21 protein-coding genes and 2 pseudogenes are annotated in these 16,532 nt (G+C 48.1%); 14 read left to right on the top strand and 9 right to left on the bottom strand.

The window, feature by feature from the left end:
• Window positions 1-2: 2 nt before the first annotated feature.
• The gene (locus tag RS881_RS18115; RefSeq protein ID WP_315822353.1) at window positions 3-458 is read right to left on the bottom strand and encodes a hypothetical protein; all 456 of its coding nucleotides are present in this window, start codon (window positions 456-458) and stop codon (window positions 3-5) included.
• A gap of 84 nt (window positions 459-542) precedes the next feature.
• Between RS881_RS18115 and RS881_RS18110 the strand changes: the two genes are divergently transcribed.
• Window positions 543-2,114, top strand: coding sequence for a phage tail-like protein (locus RS881_RS18110; protein WP_315822352.1), 1,572 nt, complete (start codon window positions 543-545; stop codon window positions 2,112-2,114).
• 215 nt (window positions 2,115-2,329) lie between these two features.
• On the opposite strand, the gene RS881_RS18105 is transcribed toward RS881_RS18110, so the two are convergent.
• The 4 genes from RS881_RS18105 to RS881_RS18090 all read right to left on the bottom strand — a co-directional run bounded on the left by RS881_RS18105 (window position 2,330) and on the right by RS881_RS18090 (window position 3,742).
• Window positions 2,330-2,551 carry a LytR/AlgR family response regulator transcription factor gene (locus RS881_RS18105; RefSeq protein ID WP_315824531.1) on the bottom strand — a complete coding sequence of 74 codons (222 nt, stop codon included), beginning with the start codon at window positions 2,549-2,551 and terminating at the stop codon, window positions 2,330-2,332.
• A gap of 157 nt (window positions 2,552-2,708) precedes the next feature.
• Window positions 2,709-3,038: a LytR/AlgR family response regulator transcription factor gene (locus RS881_RS18100; RefSeq protein WP_315822351.1), complete on the bottom strand. Its 330-nt coding sequence runs from the start codon at window positions 3,036-3,038 to the stop codon at window positions 2,709-2,711.
• A 99-nt stretch (window positions 3,039-3,137) separates the two neighbouring features.
• The gene (locus RS881_RS18095; RefSeq protein ID WP_315822350.1) at window positions 3,138-3,326 is read right to left on the bottom strand and encodes a hypothetical protein; all 189 of its coding nucleotides are present in this window, start codon (window positions 3,324-3,326) and stop codon (window positions 3,138-3,140) included.
• A complete protein-coding gene (locus RS881_RS18090) occupies window positions 3,320-3,742 on the bottom strand; it encodes a histidine kinase (RefSeq protein WP_315822349.1) in 423 nt (140 codons plus the stop codon). Before RS881_RS18090 ends, RS881_RS18095 begins: the two co-directional genes overlap by 7 nt.
• Window positions 3,743-4,320: 578 nt before the next feature.
• On the opposite strand from RS881_RS18090, the pseudogene RS881_RS18085 reads away from it, so the two are divergent.
• Window positions 4,321-6,593 (top strand): annotated as a pseudogene (locus RS881_RS18085) (TonB-dependent receptor).
• Window positions 6,590-6,766: a hypothetical protein gene (locus RS881_RS18075; protein WP_315822346.1), complete on the top strand. Its 177-nt coding sequence runs from the start codon at window positions 6,590-6,592 to the stop codon at window positions 6,764-6,766. The pseudogene RS881_RS18085 and the gene RS881_RS18075 overlap by 4 nt, the downstream one beginning before the upstream one ends.
• A 136-nt stretch (window positions 6,767-6,902) precedes the next feature.
• Here RS881_RS18075 and RS881_RS59605 read toward each other — a convergent pair whose 3' ends face one another.
• The 3 genes and pseudogenes from RS881_RS59605 to RS881_RS18065 form a co-directional block, all read right to left on the bottom strand.
• Window positions 6,903-7,292: a putative sulfate exporter family transporter gene (locus RS881_RS59605; protein WP_350340224.1), complete on the bottom strand. Its 390-nt coding sequence runs from the start codon at window positions 7,290-7,292 to the stop codon at window positions 6,903-6,905.
• A gap of 71 nt (window positions 7,293-7,363) precedes the next feature.
• Window positions 7,364-7,756, bottom strand: a pseudogene (locus RS881_RS59600) (putative sulfate exporter family transporter); the annotation flags it as partial.
• A complete protein-coding gene (locus tag RS881_RS18065; protein ID WP_315822345.1) occupies window positions 7,723-8,145 on the bottom strand; it encodes a hypothetical protein in 423 nt (140 codons plus the stop codon). The pseudogene RS881_RS59600 and the gene RS881_RS18065, both read right to left, overlap by 34 nt.
• A gap of 1,029 nt (window positions 8,146-9,174) precedes the next feature.
• Here RS881_RS18065 and RS881_RS18060 point away from each other — a divergent pair.
• Window positions 9,175-9,702, top strand: coding sequence for a hypothetical protein (locus RS881_RS18060; RefSeq protein ID WP_315822344.1), 528 nt, complete (start codon window positions 9,175-9,177; stop codon window positions 9,700-9,702).
• A 195-nt stretch (window positions 9,703-9,897) separates the two neighbouring features.
• Here RS881_RS18060 and RS881_RS18055 read toward each other — a convergent pair whose 3' ends face one another.
• A complete protein-coding gene (locus RS881_RS18055) occupies window positions 9,898-10,302 on the bottom strand; it encodes a hypothetical protein (protein ID WP_315822343.1) in 405 nt (134 codons plus the stop codon).
• Window positions 10,303-10,749: 447 nt separating this feature from the next.
• On the opposite strand from RS881_RS18055, the gene RS881_RS18050 reads away from it, so the two are divergent.
• The 10 genes from RS881_RS18050 (at window position 10,750) to RS881_RS18005 (ending at window position 16,532) form a co-directional block, all read left to right on the top strand.
• Complete coding sequence (locus RS881_RS18050; protein ID WP_315822342.1) at window positions 10,750-11,124, top strand: FAD-binding oxidoreductase; 375 nt, start codon at window positions 10,750-10,752, stop codon at window positions 11,122-11,124.
• On the top strand, window positions 11,105-11,407 hold the full coding sequence (locus RS881_RS18045) for an FAD-binding protein (protein ID WP_315822341.1): 303 nt from the start codon (window positions 11,105-11,107) through the stop codon (window positions 11,405-11,407). Before RS881_RS18050 ends, RS881_RS18045 begins: the two co-directional genes overlap by 20 nt.
• 44 nt (window positions 11,408-11,451) lie before the next feature.
• Window positions 11,452-11,721: an FAD-binding oxidoreductase gene (locus tag RS881_RS18040; protein ID WP_315822340.1), complete on the top strand. Its 270-nt coding sequence runs from the start codon at window positions 11,452-11,454 to the stop codon at window positions 11,719-11,721.
• A gap of 124 nt (window positions 11,722-11,845) precedes the next feature.
• Complete coding sequence (locus RS881_RS18035; protein WP_315822339.1) at window positions 11,846-12,232, top strand: FAD-binding oxidoreductase; 387 nt, start codon at window positions 11,846-11,848, stop codon at window positions 12,230-12,232.
• Entirely contained in the window at window positions 12,220-13,566 is a 1,347-nt protein-coding gene (locus RS881_RS18030) for a (Fe-S)-binding protein (RefSeq protein WP_315822338.1), read from the top strand. Before RS881_RS18035 ends, RS881_RS18030 begins: the two co-directional genes overlap by 13 nt.
• 334 nt (window positions 13,567-13,900) lie before the next feature.
• Window positions 13,901-14,929: a methionine ABC transporter ATP-binding protein gene (locus RS881_RS18025; RefSeq protein ID WP_315822337.1), complete on the top strand. Its 1,029-nt coding sequence runs from the start codon at window positions 13,901-13,903 to the stop codon at window positions 14,927-14,929.
• Window positions 14,922-15,236 carry an ABC transporter permease gene (locus RS881_RS18020; protein ID WP_315822336.1) on the top strand — a complete coding sequence of 105 codons (315 nt, stop codon included), beginning with the start codon at window positions 14,922-14,924 and terminating at the stop codon, window positions 15,234-15,236. Before RS881_RS18025 ends, RS881_RS18020 begins: the two co-directional genes overlap by 8 nt.
• A 20-nt stretch (window positions 15,237-15,256) precedes the next feature.
• Window positions 15,257-15,484, top strand: a complete 228-nt coding sequence (locus RS881_RS18015) for a MetQ/NlpA family ABC transporter substrate-binding protein (protein WP_315822335.1) — start codon at window positions 15,257-15,259, stop codon at window positions 15,482-15,484.
• Window positions 15,471-15,926 (top strand): MetQ/NlpA family ABC transporter substrate-binding protein, encoded by a 456-nt coding sequence (locus tag RS881_RS18010; RefSeq protein WP_315824530.1) that lies wholly within the window; start codon window positions 15,471-15,473, stop codon window positions 15,924-15,926. The genes RS881_RS18015 and RS881_RS18010 overlap by 14 nt, the downstream gene beginning before the upstream one ends.
• A 210-nt stretch (window positions 15,927-16,136) precedes the next feature.
• Window positions 16,137-16,532 carry a hypothetical protein gene (locus RS881_RS18005; RefSeq protein ID WP_315822334.1) on the top strand — a complete coding sequence of 132 codons (396 nt, stop codon included), beginning with the start codon at window positions 16,137-16,139 and terminating at the stop codon, window positions 16,530-16,532.

Below are 16,532 nucleotides of genomic sequence, written 5' to 3'. Positions count from 1 at the left end.
GGTTACCAATAGCTGCCGGCTAGAAAGGTGAGGCGTATAAAGGTGATGATGGCTTGTTCGCTGAGGGTGATGGACTGGCCGAGGCTGGTGCATTCTTCTTCCTCTACAAAGAGTGCAAACAGCCCATCTTCGAATGCCCGGATGGCGGTGTCGACTGCTTTGGCCGGATCGGCTTTGTTTTCATTGTAGATGCTACCGAAACCTATTTTGCCGGTAGAGCTTTGGGTTTGGACCGCTGTTTCACTCAAAAAAGGCAAGATGTTCTTTTCGGGAGACTTATTGTTGTATTCATCTACCTGCTGCCGCACTACTGCACTGATGAGTGCCTGGACAGTGGGATGCGTGCCAATGTCTTCAATATCAAAGACACGGGCACCAATCAGATCGTGCTTGCTGCCTGGCTGCTTTACTTTAATGGTTAACTGCATATCACTTACAATATAAGAAATGTTGTTCACCTACAATATCCCGTTGTTGGCATACAATGTACTCCAGCCCGGCCCTTTAGGGTATATTTTTATTTCCCTAATAAATACCTGCCAATGCGCCTGAAATTGTTATTGTTGCCAGCCTGCCTGATCTTTACTTCCTATGGTTTTGCCCAGGTAGCTATTAATGCCGACGGAACTGGTCCGGACAACAGTGCGATGCTGGAAGTAAAAAGCACGACCAAAGGTTTACTGATACCATCCATGACAGCGGCTCAACGAGCCGCCATAACCTCACCAGCTACCGGCCTGCTGGTGTATCAAACAGATGGCACTACCGGTTTTTATTATAACAACGGTACTGCTGCCACTCCCACATGGGTAATGCTCACCACCGCCAATGCAAGCTGGCAAACGGGCGGTAACAGTGGTACTACACCCACTACGCAATTCCTGGGTACAAAGGATGCGCAGGACTTTGTTCTAAAATCAAACAATATCGAGCGCTTACGGACCACGGGCGCCGGACAGGTGGTGATCAATGGCACGACTCCCAAATCAGGCATGGATGCCCTGGAAGTTTTTGGCAGTGGTGTGCCTGGGGCTACCACTGCTTTCGGGTTCCCCATCAATGGATATAGTGCCGGTAATTATGCGGGGGTATATGGAGAAAATACAGGCGTGGGTCAGGGCTTATTGGGACAAAACACATCCACGGGCGTAGGCGTGTATGGTGTGAACAATGGTACCGGCTTTGGGGTAGCGGGGCAAGCTACCAGCGGAAATGCCCTATGGGGACAAACCAATTCGGCTACCAATAGCGCCCTCAAAGCAACCAATGCTAATGCCACCGGCACGGGCGTACTGGCGGTGGGCAATAATATTACGGCCCCCGCCATGCATACCACAGGCTCGGGCCTGGCAGCCAGCGGCCGGTATGCAGGCACCTACACAGTAGGTACGGATGCCCTCGTTGGCATTGGTACGATTTCGCTGGGCAATGGGCTGACCAGTTATACTCATTTAGGCGCGGGCGCTGGCACCATTGCGGTGGGTGAAAACTATGGTGTGATTGGTTATGCCAGTACATCAGGGAGCCCTGTTGCAAACAATAAATGGGCAGGGTATTTTGATTATTTACCTTCCGGTAACGGATATGCTTTTATTGGTGGCCGTATGGGCAATGTGGATTATGGTATATTATCGATGGGTGTGAAATCGACCATGGTGCAGGATGCCGAAGGCAGGAATCGCATTATGTATTGTCCGGAAGCACCGGAGGTATTGTTTACCGATGCAGGAACAGGTAAACTGGTGAATGGCAAGGCATATATCACCATCGACCCTGTGCTGGCACGCAATATTACAGTAACACCGGAAAAACCATTAAAGGTATTTATACAACTGGAGGGAGATTGTAATGGGGTATATGTGACCAACAAAACAGCAGCGGGTTTTGATGTGATCGAATTGAAAGGTGGGCGTTCCAATACTTCTTTCAGTTACCAGTTGATCGCCAACCGGGCCAATGCAGTAGAGGCTAACGGGCGGGTACGTGCATCCTTTGCAGATGCCCGCTTCCCTGTAGGACCTGAAAGACCCGGTGGAAAAGAAACGGAAGTGGAAGCTACTAAAAGTCAGGAAGATGGAAAGTCGGAAAGACCGGAAGCCGGAAGGTGGAAATGAGTCTGGAGAGTCCGGAAGACCGAAAGTCCGGAAGACGGAAAGTCGGAAAGACCGGAAGCCGGAAGGTGGAAATGAGGATGGAGAGTCCGGGAGACCGGAAGACGGGAAGACGGGAAGTCGGAAAGTCGGGAAGAAAAAGATCAAAGCGGCGACTTCAGTACTTACTGACTTTCGGACTTTACTGAAGGATGACCTCGACAGGTTGACAAATAAGTTTAGAGTCCTAATTCTTTCAGGAATGCTTCTTTGTAATTGCTGCCCAGCGGTATTTCGATCCTGTTGAGGAATACCCGGTTGCCTTCGATGTGTGAGATGGCCGATTTATTAATGATGAAGGAACGGTGCACACGGATGAACAAGGAAGTGGGTAATTGTTGTTCAAATTGAGAGAAGGTCATGCCGGGCATGAAGGTATTGTGGTGGGTTATTATTTTGATATAATTGCCACTGGCCTCGGCATATAAAATTTCCTTATGGGGTATCCGGTAGATTTTGCTATCGGTTTTGATAAAAGGGCATCTTCGGGTTTAGGTTCTCCGGTTGACTGCATTATCGGGACCTGCTTATTCAAATGGCCGATGGCCTTATCTACTGCTACAATAAAACGCTCCAGGAAAAGGGTTTCAATAAATAATCGCAGGCAGCCAGGTCAAACGCATTCAGGGCGTACTCTTTATAGGCGGTGGTAAAGATCACCTGGGGAGGATCTTTTACTGTTTTGAGAAAGGCGATGCCATCCAGCACAGGCATGTTGATATCGAGGAACAGGATATCTACCTGGTGTTGCTGCAAGGCGGCTTTGGCCTCCAGGGCATTGGTACAGGAAGCCACTACCTGCAATGCCGGCAGGTGATTGCAATAGCCCTGGATTATTTCACGGGCAATGGGCTCATCATCGGCTATGAGGCAATTGTACCTGATCATATCATTTCGCTTTTAGCTGTAGCATCACGGTATAAAATTCATCGCCATCTTCGATGCTCAGGGTGTATTGGTCTTTATACAATAATTCTAATCTTTTCTTCACATTATCAATCCGAAACCGCTATTGGCATTCAGGATACCTTTTTCGCCCTTCATTCCTTTATTAGAATTTTTCACAGAAAACAGGATAGAATGCCCCCATATCTTCAGGCGCACATCGATATAGATATCCTTTTCGGTAGTATCCTTGGCATGCTTGAAAGCATTTTCAATAAATACGATCAGCAACAGGGGGCGATCTGTATTTTAGGATCAATATGGTAATCAAATTCAGTGGTCAGTTTCAGTTTCTCTCCGATCCGTATTTTCTCGAAGTCGATATAGTTATGGATATAGGCCATTTCACTTTGCAGGGGCACAAACTGCTCCCGGGCATCGTATACTGAATAGCGCAGCAGGTCGGACAGCTTCAGGAGCAGGGGCGGCACATTTTCATGCCTCGACAGGGAGATGCCGTAAATATTATTGAGGGTATTGAACAAGAAATGCGGACTAAGCTGGCTTTGTAACAATTTAAGTTCGCTTTGGCTTTGGGCTGCATCGGCGCGGGCATCCTGGAGTTGGCTTTTAATGGTGGTACGCACCGTCTTGATCATGATGCCCGTGGTTACGCTCAGCACCAGCAGGGGTAATCCAACCAACATAAGGGCAATAAATTGTATTTGGATCCTGAGAGAGAGATTAGCTGTAATAAAAAGCAGGATGGCGCAAGCCAGTATAATGATGATGAGGCGGGTAAAAATGAACGGGGAATCTCCTTGTATTTGCTGATCCATATTTGCGAAACGTACCGGCCAATGTAAATGCCCATCAGGAAATAAACAGTGATCAGGAAGGCCACCTGTTCTGTATTCCTGTTCATGCTGGCACTGGTATACATATTGGCTGCTAAAAAATGGGGATACCCGCAGCCAGGGTAAGCCATATATACTGAGAGTTGCTGCCAGACCGTTCACCGCCTTTATTTCTCCTCAATAACATATCAAATATTTTCATGCTTAAAAGTATTGCCTGCAAAGTGACGCGACCCCGGCATAAATAAAAACTTACCTGACGAAACCGGCCGGGGTGTTGCAGACCCCTGTTGGCAACTGACGAAGGCTTTGTCCTCCCAAATGGGCCTTCTGCCATGGACCCGCCCCCATACGTCATGATTATTTCAGGAGGCTGTTTTCGTGGGCCATTTTTGCCCTATACCCAAGCGACCTAAAATAACTACGCCATGAAATCATTCTTTACTATTATTAGCTTTCTGCTTATTTCACTGACCTTACTGGCCCGCCAAGGGGGCAAGACACTCAGCGGCCAGGTCAAAGATATACAAAATGAACCCGTACCGGGCGCTACGTTACGCCTGTTGCTGGCAAAAGACTCCAGCGTGATAGCCACTAAAACGGCCAGGGACAATGGCCGGTTTGAATTTACCAACCTGGCCAGTGGGGTTTACCTGCTTAGCATTACGGCTGCCGGCACGCAAAAATACACCAGTGGGCCGCTGACCCTGGAAGACAGCCGCAGCCAACTGGCGCTTCCTGCCATTATTTTAATGCCCCCAAAGAAAACAGACCTGAAAGCCGTAGAAGTGGTGGCCAAAAAGCCGCTCATAGAACAGGATATTGATAAAACGATTGTGAATGTGGAATCGATGATCAGCGCTTCCACCAGCAATACGCTGGAGGTATTGGAGAAAACACCGGGCATTACGGTTGACGCCAATGGCGAGATCAGCCTGCAGGGTTCTTCCGGCGTAAATGTATTGATCGATGGCAGACCTACTTATATGAGTGGCCGTGACCTGGCAGCTTATTTGCGGTCACTGCCGGGCGGCATGTTGGATAAAATAGAGTTGATGCCGAATCCACCCGCCAAATATGATGCTGCCGGAGGGGCGGTGATCAATATCCGCCTTAAAAAGAAAAGAACACAGGGGTATGCGGGAAGCGCCTCGCTTAATTATAACCAGGGAAAGATCGGCAGAAGTTACAATTCACTCAACTTGAATTACCTGAACCGGAAAGTAAACCTCTTTGGCAATTTCAGCTATGGCCGGTATGCAGGATTTTATGATGATGTAACAGACCGGTCGTTCAATACAGGCAATCCGCCTAAAACCGCTGCTGTGCAATTGCGGACCTATAGCTCTTCGGGCAGTGATGAATTTGGCGGCCGTTTGGGCATGGACTACACCTTATCGGCTAAGACCACCATAGGTTTTATTGTTAATAGTTCGAGCAGTGAAAGAAAAGAGCTACTGGATTATGTAAGTAATAGTTACAGTATAGGGAGTGCACCTGATTCAGTAGGTTGGGGCAGCACAGATTCGCGGGGCAGCTGGCGACAGTTGAGCGGCAATATCAACCTGCAACATAAGTATGATGATAAAGGAAAAGAGTTGACTGCTGATATAAATTACATTAATTACAACAACAAAGGTCATCAAACGCTGCAGAACTATGTAGCGGTTTCGCCAGGCGGACAGCCCCGGAATAATGACTTCTATTATAACCTGCCCTCCAATGTTGATATTTATACAGCCAGGGCCGATTACTCGCACCCCTTAAAGAACCGGGCGAGCCTATCAGGTGGACTCAAAACCAGTTTTGTAGAGAATGACAATCAATCGGATTATTATGGGGTGGCCGGTTCGACGAATACACCCGATTATGGCAGGTCGAACCATTTTATCTACAAGGAAAATATCAATGCTGCCTATATCAATGGCCGCAAGGATTGGAAACGATTTGGCATGCAGTTGGGGTTGCGGTTGGAGAACACGCAGATAAAAGGCAATCAGCTGGGCAATGCGGCCGTGCCTGCCAGTAGTTTTACCAATGATTATACCGGTTTATTTCCCACTGCTTTTTTTCCTATAAGCTGGATAGCCCGGGCCGCCATAGTTTGTCGTTCAACTATGCCAGGAGGATCAATAGGCCCGGGTACCAGCAATTGAACCCCTTTCTGTTCTTTGTGGACCAGTATTCATTTAACACCGGCAACCCTTACCTAAAGCCTTCTTACAACAATAGTGTATCCTTAACTTACCGGTACAAACAGCTGATCAATGCGATCTTCAACGTAGAGCGGGCTACGGACGGCTTTTTCAGCGCCGCCCGGATGGAAGACAATGTTATGATCTCCCGGTCGGAGAATATTGCTACGCGGCAGTTGGTCGCGGTGCTTTTATACCTCAATACAACACCTACCAAGTGGTGGACGTTCAACTTTCATATTGCCGGCGCAGAGTTTAGCACGAATGGGCAACTGTATACAGAAAAACTGGACATCAAGATCTATACCTGGCGCACCAACTTCCTCAGCCAGATGCGCTTGGGTAATGACTGGAGTCTGGAAGTATTTGCCGCTTATAATGGGAAGATGAATAACTGGCAGCGCCTGGTGCAACCAAGATATTGGGTGAATACAGCAGTTCAAAAGAAAATACTGAAAGGCAAGGGCTCGCTAAAGCTCAACGTAGAGGATGTTTTTACACCATGAAATGGAAGGAGGAGTTGAAGGGTTTGAAACAGGCGCAATCACTTAAAACTACCGTGAATGATACGCGCCGGGTAGGTATCTCTTTCAGTTACAGTTTTGGTAAAGAAACTTTTACGCGTAAACGCCGGTATAATGACAATACAGCGGATGATGTGAAAGAGCGAGTACAATAATACAAGCTGCGAGCTACGAGCTGCGAGTGGTGCGCGACAGGCTGTGAGCGGGGCAGTGATTTGAGAGCGGCGAGCATTATATGGAGATAGTCGGTTTATCATAAAGTGGGGAGCGGGTGTAGTGGCCCGCTCCTTTTTATGTTGTTACATTATTTGATATCAGGCGCTGCGAGAAGGATACCTCAAAGAGCAGCCAGGCCCAGATAAGGGTCCACAATATATTGAACAATTGGGCGCCAATGAAGGCAATGGCCGGACGGCCACCTTCTATCTTTACCAGATCGGTAAACCTGGCTTCCAATCCGATGGCAACAAATGCCAGTGAAAACCAAAGGGTACGCAAGCTGTTGAGGATACCGCTTACCGATTTGGCGGTATCGGCAGGTATCAGGAAGGAGAAGATGAGGGAGGCAGCAATGAAGCCCAATACAAATTTTGGAAACCTTTCCCATACAAGGCCCAATCCTGGTTTTTCGGTCTGCTCCTGCTTACCAGCTGTGGCAGCTTTGCGATAGGTCCACCAGATGGCAATGAAAAAGCAGCAACGCCTATCAATACATTTTGAGAAAACTTGATGATCACGCCTGCTTTCAAGGCCGCAGGTCCTACCAGGGCAGCGGCTGCGGTAACAGAAGCAGTCGTATCGAGTGTACCACCCAACCAGGCGCCTCCTACTATTTCGGGGATGTTGAGCACTTTTACGAGCCAGGGTTGTAGGATCATCATAGGAATGGCTACCAGCAATACCAGGGTAGTGATGTAAGACAGTTTCTTTTTATCGCCTTTAATAGCACCACTGGCTACAATGGCGGCTGATACACCGCAGATGGCCACAGCCGAGGCAAGTATTACGCCAAACTCATCATCGACCTTCAGCTTACGGCTAAGCCATAAGGCAAAGAACCAGACGACGCTGACCACCAATACCGCTTGCAGGATGCCGGGCAGTCCTGCCTTCACAATATCTGTAAACAGTACGCTGGTGCCCAATATAACGAGCCCTGTTTTGATAAAGAATTCAGAACGGGCAGCTTCCGTAGCCAATCGGGAATTTTGGTGAGGTTGCCAATGAGCAAACCTATCACCAGGGCAAATACCACATATTCCACGCCATAATAGCTAATGGTTTTATTGCCTGCAATGATAAGGGAAATGATACCCAGGATAAATATGAGGGAAAAACCTGCCAGGTAGTTTTTGATACTGCCACCTGATAAGCCAATAGCAATAGCAGACAGGAAGGCAAACAGGACTCCCAAACCGGCTACTAACAACAGATTGGAAGCAGTTAATACCTTATTCAACAGATCATCTGTAGTGGCCCATTGGTACACAGGTACGGAGAATTTGAAACCGGAAGTAAGCAGTACAATGACCAAGGCGCCAATAATGATGGCGCCGCCGATGAGTACTGCCCACCAGTCTTCGGTGAGCGTTTGGAAAAAGTCTTTTTAGTGGATGGGGGTTGCAAGGTTGCCGTTGCACTATTCGTGTTTTCGTATGACATGATTCGTTTTTATGATCTCTGAACAGATTGTTTCATAACATAGGGTGCTCTTGTGTTCAAAGATAGGGCTCCGGGACCTAACTGGATCATCCACTTTAGGGATGGGAACGTTGCCGGGAAATAACACAAGGTTGCCGGGAAATAACACAAGGTTTCCTGCCAAAAACTATTTTCGATGCCTTAATCACCTTGTACCATCTATAAAGCCATGATCAAATTTGCACATACCAACATCATCAGATGTAGCGGCTGTACTGGCTGCAGTGATTGCCATGGAGGAACCCAATGGGCCCAGTAGCCGAAACCGGTATTGCGCAAGTGGGGCACCTTACCATTGTTTATGCGCAAGATATTGATGGGAATATTGTGGAGCTGCAAAACTGGCGCTGATACAATTCCTTCTTTTATTCGCCGGGCTGGTGCTGGAAGCAATAGCCGTTGGCAATTTTAGTGAGGTGCTTACATCTTGTGCCTTTTTAGTAATCCCTTTGCACTGAACAGATGAGCTTTGGCCCCGGGCCTTATTTTCTGACGACAGGAGCAATTGATCCACCAGAGGTTTGCACACTTTACAAGGCTCCAGTCCCAGGACTCTGGCTTGTTGCAGGGTTATTTTTTCTGATACGTTTTTGACGGTGCGGCAAGCGCCCAGGTGGTATTTTTGCCAGACGGGGTTTTGTAAATAGCCTGTGCGGATGCTGCAACAGCAAACATGATGAAAAAACATATCGCAACCGCATATCTACAGAAGGGACCCATTACTACAATGTACAAAATACCGGCTGAAGTGCATAACGAGATGAAAATGATGATGGGCCCTTATTTGCCATTCATAAAACTTTGCTAAAGCGTTGCAACGGTAGCTGGCAATCGCTTGTCACGTTGAAAAGCAGCATACCTTATGCAAACGAACCGACTGACCTTTTCCTTCCCAAGACAATTTTATTACCTGTTACTGGTATTGCTGGGCGCCGTGAGCTGGGCACCAGGGTGCAAGAAATCAACTTCATCGAATCCATGCGAAGACCTGCTAAGTGAAGGCATGCCCACCCAGTTGGGGCTGGTATTTGTGGATAAACAAACGGGGGCGAATATCCTGCTATCAAAAAATATTGATGCCGCCACCATCACCATCACTTCAGCGCCGGCAGGTGTTGCTGCAGAACGGGGAGTGATTGTAAAAGAAATAAATTCACCCATGTATGGATCACTGTTGTTTCCTATTGCTGATACAAAGCAGGGATCATTCAAATATACCATCAACATTCCCCAGGTAGGAACTACTACCCTCTCTTATACCAATAAGGAAGTAAAATCGGACAATCCCTGTAAGCCATACTATATCAGTGTAACTGACCCGGTGATCGAAGATCATCCTTTTACCGTTTCACGGGTCAACTCCCGGCTGGTATTTAAGATAACGCTTTAAGGTCTTAGTCCTGCAGCTCTCGCAGAAAGATATTTATATATTGATGGAAAGAACGGATCTCGGCCTGTAACTGATTGATCATTTCGGAACGATTGTACAGATCATCAGCCAGGTACCAACCTCCTTCGGAAAAATTAACGGACGCACCTGCTTCATCAGCATTTCCATCAAACTGGTACCTGATCCACCTGTGTTTCAGGTTATCCAGTAATGAACTGGTTCCGGCATTACTGAACCGTTTTTCGGTGAGCATAAACCACAAAAAGGCGGGAACTCATGATTATTTTCCTGCAGCCATACATTACGCAACAGGTTTCTTTTATGGAACAATTCAATTTTCTTGCCTTTGGGATTAAGGGTAGCGACGCCCAGCCCTACGCCGGCCACGCCGCCGCCTATCGCGATACCTTTATTCCAATTAGAGTTACTCACCAGTGCCCCGGCAACGCCTGTTACTGCCCCCATCACAATGGATGCCACGGTAAGCCTCGTAGTTCGTTTGGCATTCAGCGACTCCACGTATTTGACTAACTGATCAACACGTTCACCTTCACAATCCAATTCAACTGCAACAGCACCGATGCCTGAATTGGCTTGCAATATCCTGGCATGGATGTGTTGGGATCAACAATTGTGAAGGCTTTCGGGATACAGTACAGGCATTCAAAAGAAGGAGACTAATCAGGCAGGTAATGGCCCTGCTCAGTGCTGTATTATAATTTGTACTGCCTACCTTCATAGTGATATTGATTAAAACACAGGCTGAAACCTGTCACACAACCTGCAATTACCGCTTCTATAAAAGTAAGGTATCTGTTCAACTTGTTAAATCAGGCCATGTATTTGCTAAATAGATGCAGGTTTCTCTTTGCAGTCGGTTTCCAGGCTGCTTATTTCCCCGATCACCCCGGACGAACCAGCAGAGAGGCTTGATTTTCAACGTCTCCGGATAGAGATTGGCCAGGCAAGGCATGGCAGCTGAGGAAGTGGTGCGTATCTTTGCACGCAAGGGCAAACCAACCGAATGCCGTAAAAATACGAGCCTCCATGAACATTGAAGAAGCGCTGCAGTCCATTCTACCCAGGGAACGTATCAAATGTAAACTGATCGACCTGGTAACGTATGCCGCAGATGCGGGGTTTTATTCGCTGAAACCGCAGGCGGTAGTCAACCCGGTATCGGAAGAAGAGGTGCAGGCCCTGTTCCAATTCTCCCACCAACACCATATTCCACTTACCTTTCGTACAGCAGGCACGAGTCTTTCGGGCCAGGCCATTACCGATGGCATATTGGTAGACCTTAGCAAGCACTGGAACAGCATCCGCATCGAAGCCGGTGGAGATTTAGTACGGGTGCAACCAGGCATCACCGGCGGCATGGTAAATGCCTACCTCAAGAAATATGCAAAAGATAGGCCCTGACCCGGCCAGTATTAATTCGGCCATGATGGGCGGCATTATATCCAACAATGCCAGTGGCATGTGCTGCGGGGTACAAAAGAACAGTTACCACACGATCCGCCATATCCGGTTTATGTTGCCCAACGGCATGAACTTCTCTACAGAAATACCAGAAGATTATCACCGGTTTGAAAAAGCATGTGCATCACTGGCTGATAGTCTCGCCGCCTTACGAAAGGAGATACTGGCCAGTCCGGTCATGTACGACCTGATCCGCCACAAATACAAAACAAAAATACAGTAGGTTATTCCGTCAATGCGCTGATCGATTATGAACGGCCGCTGGACATGATGGCGCACCTGCTGGTAGGCGCCGAGGGCACGCTTGGCTTTATAGGAGAAGCGGTGCTGGAAACGGTACCCGACTATCCGGAAAAGTCGACAGCCCTGCTGTGCTTTGCAGATATACAGGCTGCCTGCAATGCCATTGAACCACTCATTACTTCAGGCGCAGAGGCAGTAGAGCTAATGGACAATGCCTCGCTACGGTCGGTAGCGCATTTACCAGGCATACCAGACATACTGGGGCTTTGCCTTCTACCGGGGCAGCACTGCTGACAGAATACCAGGGACACACCAAAGAGGAAGTAGCCGCTAAACTGGTACAGTTCCAAACCCAGTTACAATCTATTCCTTTTGCCATCGCACCCCGCTTTACAGACAATGCAGCGGAACAGGCTTTTTGTGGAAGATCCGCAAGGGTATGTTCCCTTCGGTGGGGGCCATGCGGCAAAGTGGCACCACGGTGATACTGGAGGATATAGCAGTACCGGTAGCCCAGCTGGGCAATGCCATCCTGGACCTGCAAGGGCTCTTTGATCAATATGGCTATAAGGACGCTATCATATTTGGCCATGCCAAAGACGGGAATATCCATTTCGTAGTTACCCAGCCATTTGATTCGGAAGCAGAAGTACAACGATACGACCTGTTTATCCGCGAGGTGGTGGCCCTGGTAACCGGAAAATACGGCGGCGCCTTAAAAGCAGAGCATGGCACAGGACGCAATATGGCGCCATTTGTGGCCACGGAATGGGGGCGGACATTTACCGCATTATGGAAAGATTGAAGCAGGAAGCGGACCCTATGAACCTGCTGAACCCCGGCGTGCTCATCAACCCGGATGGGCAGGCGCATATTCAACACCTCAAAGCACTGCCACGGGTAGAGGAAGAAGTAGACAAATGCATCGAGTGCGGGTTTTGTGAGTACAAATGTCCGAGCCGGGACCTGACGATGACACCCAGGCGCCGGATCGTAGCGCGGCGTGAGCTGGCGCTAATGCAGGAAAAGGGACAACAGGAGGATTATAAAACTTTATTACAGCAATACAGTTATGAAGGCTTATCAACCTGCGCCGTGGATGGGTTGTGTGCAGAAGCCTGCCCGGTAAGCATCAATACGGGTACGCTGGTGAAGCGGTTGCGCAATGAGAACCACAGCAAAGGAGCCAATAGGATGGCAATGACAGTAGCCAAACATTTTGGTAAAGTGGCGTTGGGCGTGAGTGCAGGCGTACGGTCGGCTACAGTGGTAAACAAACTGCTGGGCAGGAATGCAGTATTGCGCCTTACGAAGGGCGTAAAGAAGATCATTCCGGCTACTCCCCTATGGTCAAACCAGGTGATCCCCTCCTCCATGGGTCAGGCACGTAAGTTGGCCGGGGCTACACAAGGGGAACAAACGGTGGTGTACTTTACCACCTGCATCAACCGTACGATGGGCGGTTCGGCCGTACACAAGAAAAATATGGCAGAGACACTGGTGAGCATTGCCACCAAGAGTGGTATCCGCCTGGTGATTCCCGATTCGCTCAACAGTGCCTGTTGCGGACAGATCTTCTCTTCCAAAGGATTTACCCAGGCCTTTGAACATACGGCCAATGATACCATTGAACGCTTGTGGAAATGGACACAGGAAGGTAAGTGGCCTGTGGTATTGGACATCAGTTCCTGTACCTATACGCTGCAGCATTGCCGGCCACAACTGACGCCAGTCAACAGGCAAAAATTTGATGCCCTCACTATCCTGGACAGTATTGACTTTATTGCCGATTACGTATTGCCCGTAGCACAGGTGCGCACGATGAAACAAAGTATTGCCTTGCACCCGGTATGTACCATGCAGAAAACAGGCCAGGAAGGCAAATTCCTGCAAATAGCAAAGCGGCTGGCCAGGGATGTGAAGGTACCAGTACATGCAGGCTGCTGTGGTATGGCGGGAGACCGGGGATTCCTGTTTCCCGAACTAACCAGGTCGGCTACCCTTCAGGAAGCGCAGGAAGTAAACCAATGCAGCTATGAGGGGTATTACTCCAGTTCAAAGACCTGCGAGATCGCTTTATCAGAAGCAACGGGCAAAAACTATGAATCGATCGTGTATTTGCTGGATGAATGTATGTAACTGCATCAGTTACAGCAGCCAGGAGGTAATAGTCTCCTTTAGGAGTATTGTTAAAATAGCGCTCCACCATGTTAAAAACAGGTTATGTACCAGGGTAATATTTGGAGTCAATACAATATTACTCTACCTTCGCGCTAGACTATGAATGTAATGAATTTCCGATGCTACGATATTTACAACAAGCACATCAACGGGCAATTGCCTGTGGGTTGCTGCTGTATGTATATGACGATGAAGCAATTCATTGAATGACAGGAGACCAATAAATACCCTATATATTATTACAGTCCCCGGTTCAATATCCGGGGACTTTTTATTTAAGTCTATTAGTTACATGATCCAGATAAAGAACATTTCTAAAACTTTCCGGCAACGGCAGCAGGCATTTAAAGCGCTTGATGGTATTGACCTCGACATTGCAGCAGGTGATATTGTAGGGATCATTGGCAGTTCAGGAGCAGGTAAAAGCACACTGATCAGGTGTGTGAACCTCCTGGAGCGACCTGATGGAGGGCAGATACTGATCAACGGAACGGATATTACACAGCTCAACAGCAAGGGACTGGCGCAACAGCGCAAAAAGATGGGTATGATCTTTCAGCATTTCAACCTGCTATCCTCCAGAACAGTATTTGGAAATGTGGCGCTGCCCCTGGAGCTTGATGGGGTGGATGCTGCGATCATCAAGCAAAAAGTTGGTGAATTGCTGTCGATCGTAGGCCTTGAAAATAAAGCGCAGGACTACCCTGCCAGTCTTTCCGGTGGGCAGAAACAACGGGTGGCCATTGCCAGGGCATTGGCCAATGACCCGCACCTGTTGTTGTGTGATGAAGCGACGAGTGCGCTGGACCCGGCTACTACGCAATCAATACTGCAATTGCTGCGGGATATCAACCAACGGCTGGGGATCACCATTTTATTGATCACACATGAAATGGAAGTGGTAAAAGCAATATGCAACCATATAGCGGTGATTGACCATGGGAAGCTGGTAGCCAAGGGCACGCTGACAGAACTATTGACAGAAAACAAACATCCAATATTTCAACAATTTATTAATACAGACAGTATGACCGTACCACCCGAACTATTTATACAATTGAAACCTGACCAGGCAGAGGGGCGCACTCCTCTTGTAGAACTGGAATTAACAGGCAATATATCTTTCGATGAATTGATTGACACGGTGTACAATCAATTGCATATACCGCATAAACTGATCAAGGCGGATATTGAATATGTAGGAAAAACAAGCTTTGGCAAGTTGCTGCTACACCTGCAGGGAACTGATGGTGATAATGACAAGGCAGTTCAATATTTCAATAAGCGCAAAATAAAAAACGCCATTAAGGGATATGTTTGATAGCAACACTGTTTCGCTACTGCTGAAGGGGCTGTGGGAAACCATTTTTATGACATTCGCATCGGGCTTCTTCGGTTTTGTATTGGGCTTACCGGCAGGCGTTTTTCTATTCCTTACGCGAAAAGGGCAATTGCTGGAGCATGGATTGTACCATCGCGTACTTTCTGCGCTCATCAATGTATTCAGGTCCATTCCTTTTATCATTCTCATTGTATGGATGATACCTTTTACCCGCCACATTGTGGGCACTTCTATTGGCATGAGTGCGGCGCTGGTGCCCTTAAGTGTGGGCGCCGCCCCTTTATAGCCAGGCTGGTAGAGAACAGCTTGCTGGAAGCCAAAGAAAAATACAACCTGGAGGTGGAGTTGATCGCCTTCAACGATTATGTAGTTCCCAATGAAGCGCTGAACCAGGGGGATATTGATGTCAATGCTTTTCAGCATGTGCCCTACCTGGAAGCGCAATCGAAACAAAGGGGGTACAAGCTGGCTGTAGTGGGTAATACCTTTGTATATCCCATTGTAGCTTACTCCAAAAAAGATAAAAAGCATTGAAGCGCTGCAACCGGGCAGCACCATTGCCATTCCCAATGACCCTACCAATGGCGGCCGTTCGCTTTTGCTGTTGCAAAAGAATGGATTGCTAAAACTGAAAGACGGTGTGGGGCTGCTTCCTAAAGTAACGGATATTGTAGAGAACCCCAAACAGTTGAAGCTGGTAGAGATTGAAGCACCGCAATTACCACGTGTATTGGACGATAAGGAAGTGACGGTTGCCATCATCAATAACAATTTTGCGGCACAGGCCAACCTGGACCCGGCAGAGCTGGGCATCCTGAAAGAAGATGCAGCCTCGCCTTATGTGAACGTCATTGTAGCCAGACAGGATAATAAAGACCAGGAGAAGGTGCAGCACTTTGTAAAAGCGTATCAATCGGAAGCCGCCCTGCGGGCAGCAGAGAAAGCCTTTAAGGGTGGGGCGGTGAAGGGCTGGTGAGTACAATTTGTGGGTGCGCCATGCAGGCAGCTAATATAATTTGCAAAAAGATTTTAAACAACCGGTTGCGCAAATCAGGGGCACGTATGTCAATATTCTGCCGCTCAATCCCTTACAATCAAATTGGTTTTAGGACGGTGCAAGGTTTGTAATTTACTATACGCGCATATCAGTATTTGTTAGTATATTAACTATACAAAACCTTATCACATGAGAAAATTGACCTTGCTCTTCCTGCTGGTGGCGCTATGCGGCGCTGCTCATTCCCAAACAGACATTTTTGCTTTAATGGAACGAACGGACCTGCCGCTGCAGGTAATAGAGCGGCTTGCCAACCGTTATTTTGACAGTGTGGGTACCGGTCGTGGTACCGGCTATAAACAATTCCAACGTTGGCTGTATGAGAAAAAGTTTCATACCGACGACAAAGGATTCCTGATCGATGCGGAAACGGAAGCTACACGGTACAGAGCGGCGAAAGGGGTGATGAAGAGGCGGCAACTGGAAACAGCCAGGGGCACTTTTGGCAGCTGGCTTGAGCTGGGCCCCAAGAGCTGGACCTATACCAGCGGCTGGAATCCGGGGTCGGACGCATCACTTCGGTAG

The organism is Paraflavitalea speifideaquila, assembly GCF_032395985.1.
In the GTDB taxonomy this organism is placed as follows: domain Bacteria; phylum Bacteroidota; class Bacteroidia; order Chitinophagales; family Chitinophagaceae; genus Paraflavitalea; species Paraflavitalea speifideaquila.
The sequence above is the reverse complement of the archived record's forward strand: the minus strand, read 5'-3'. Positions and strand labels throughout refer to the sequence as shown.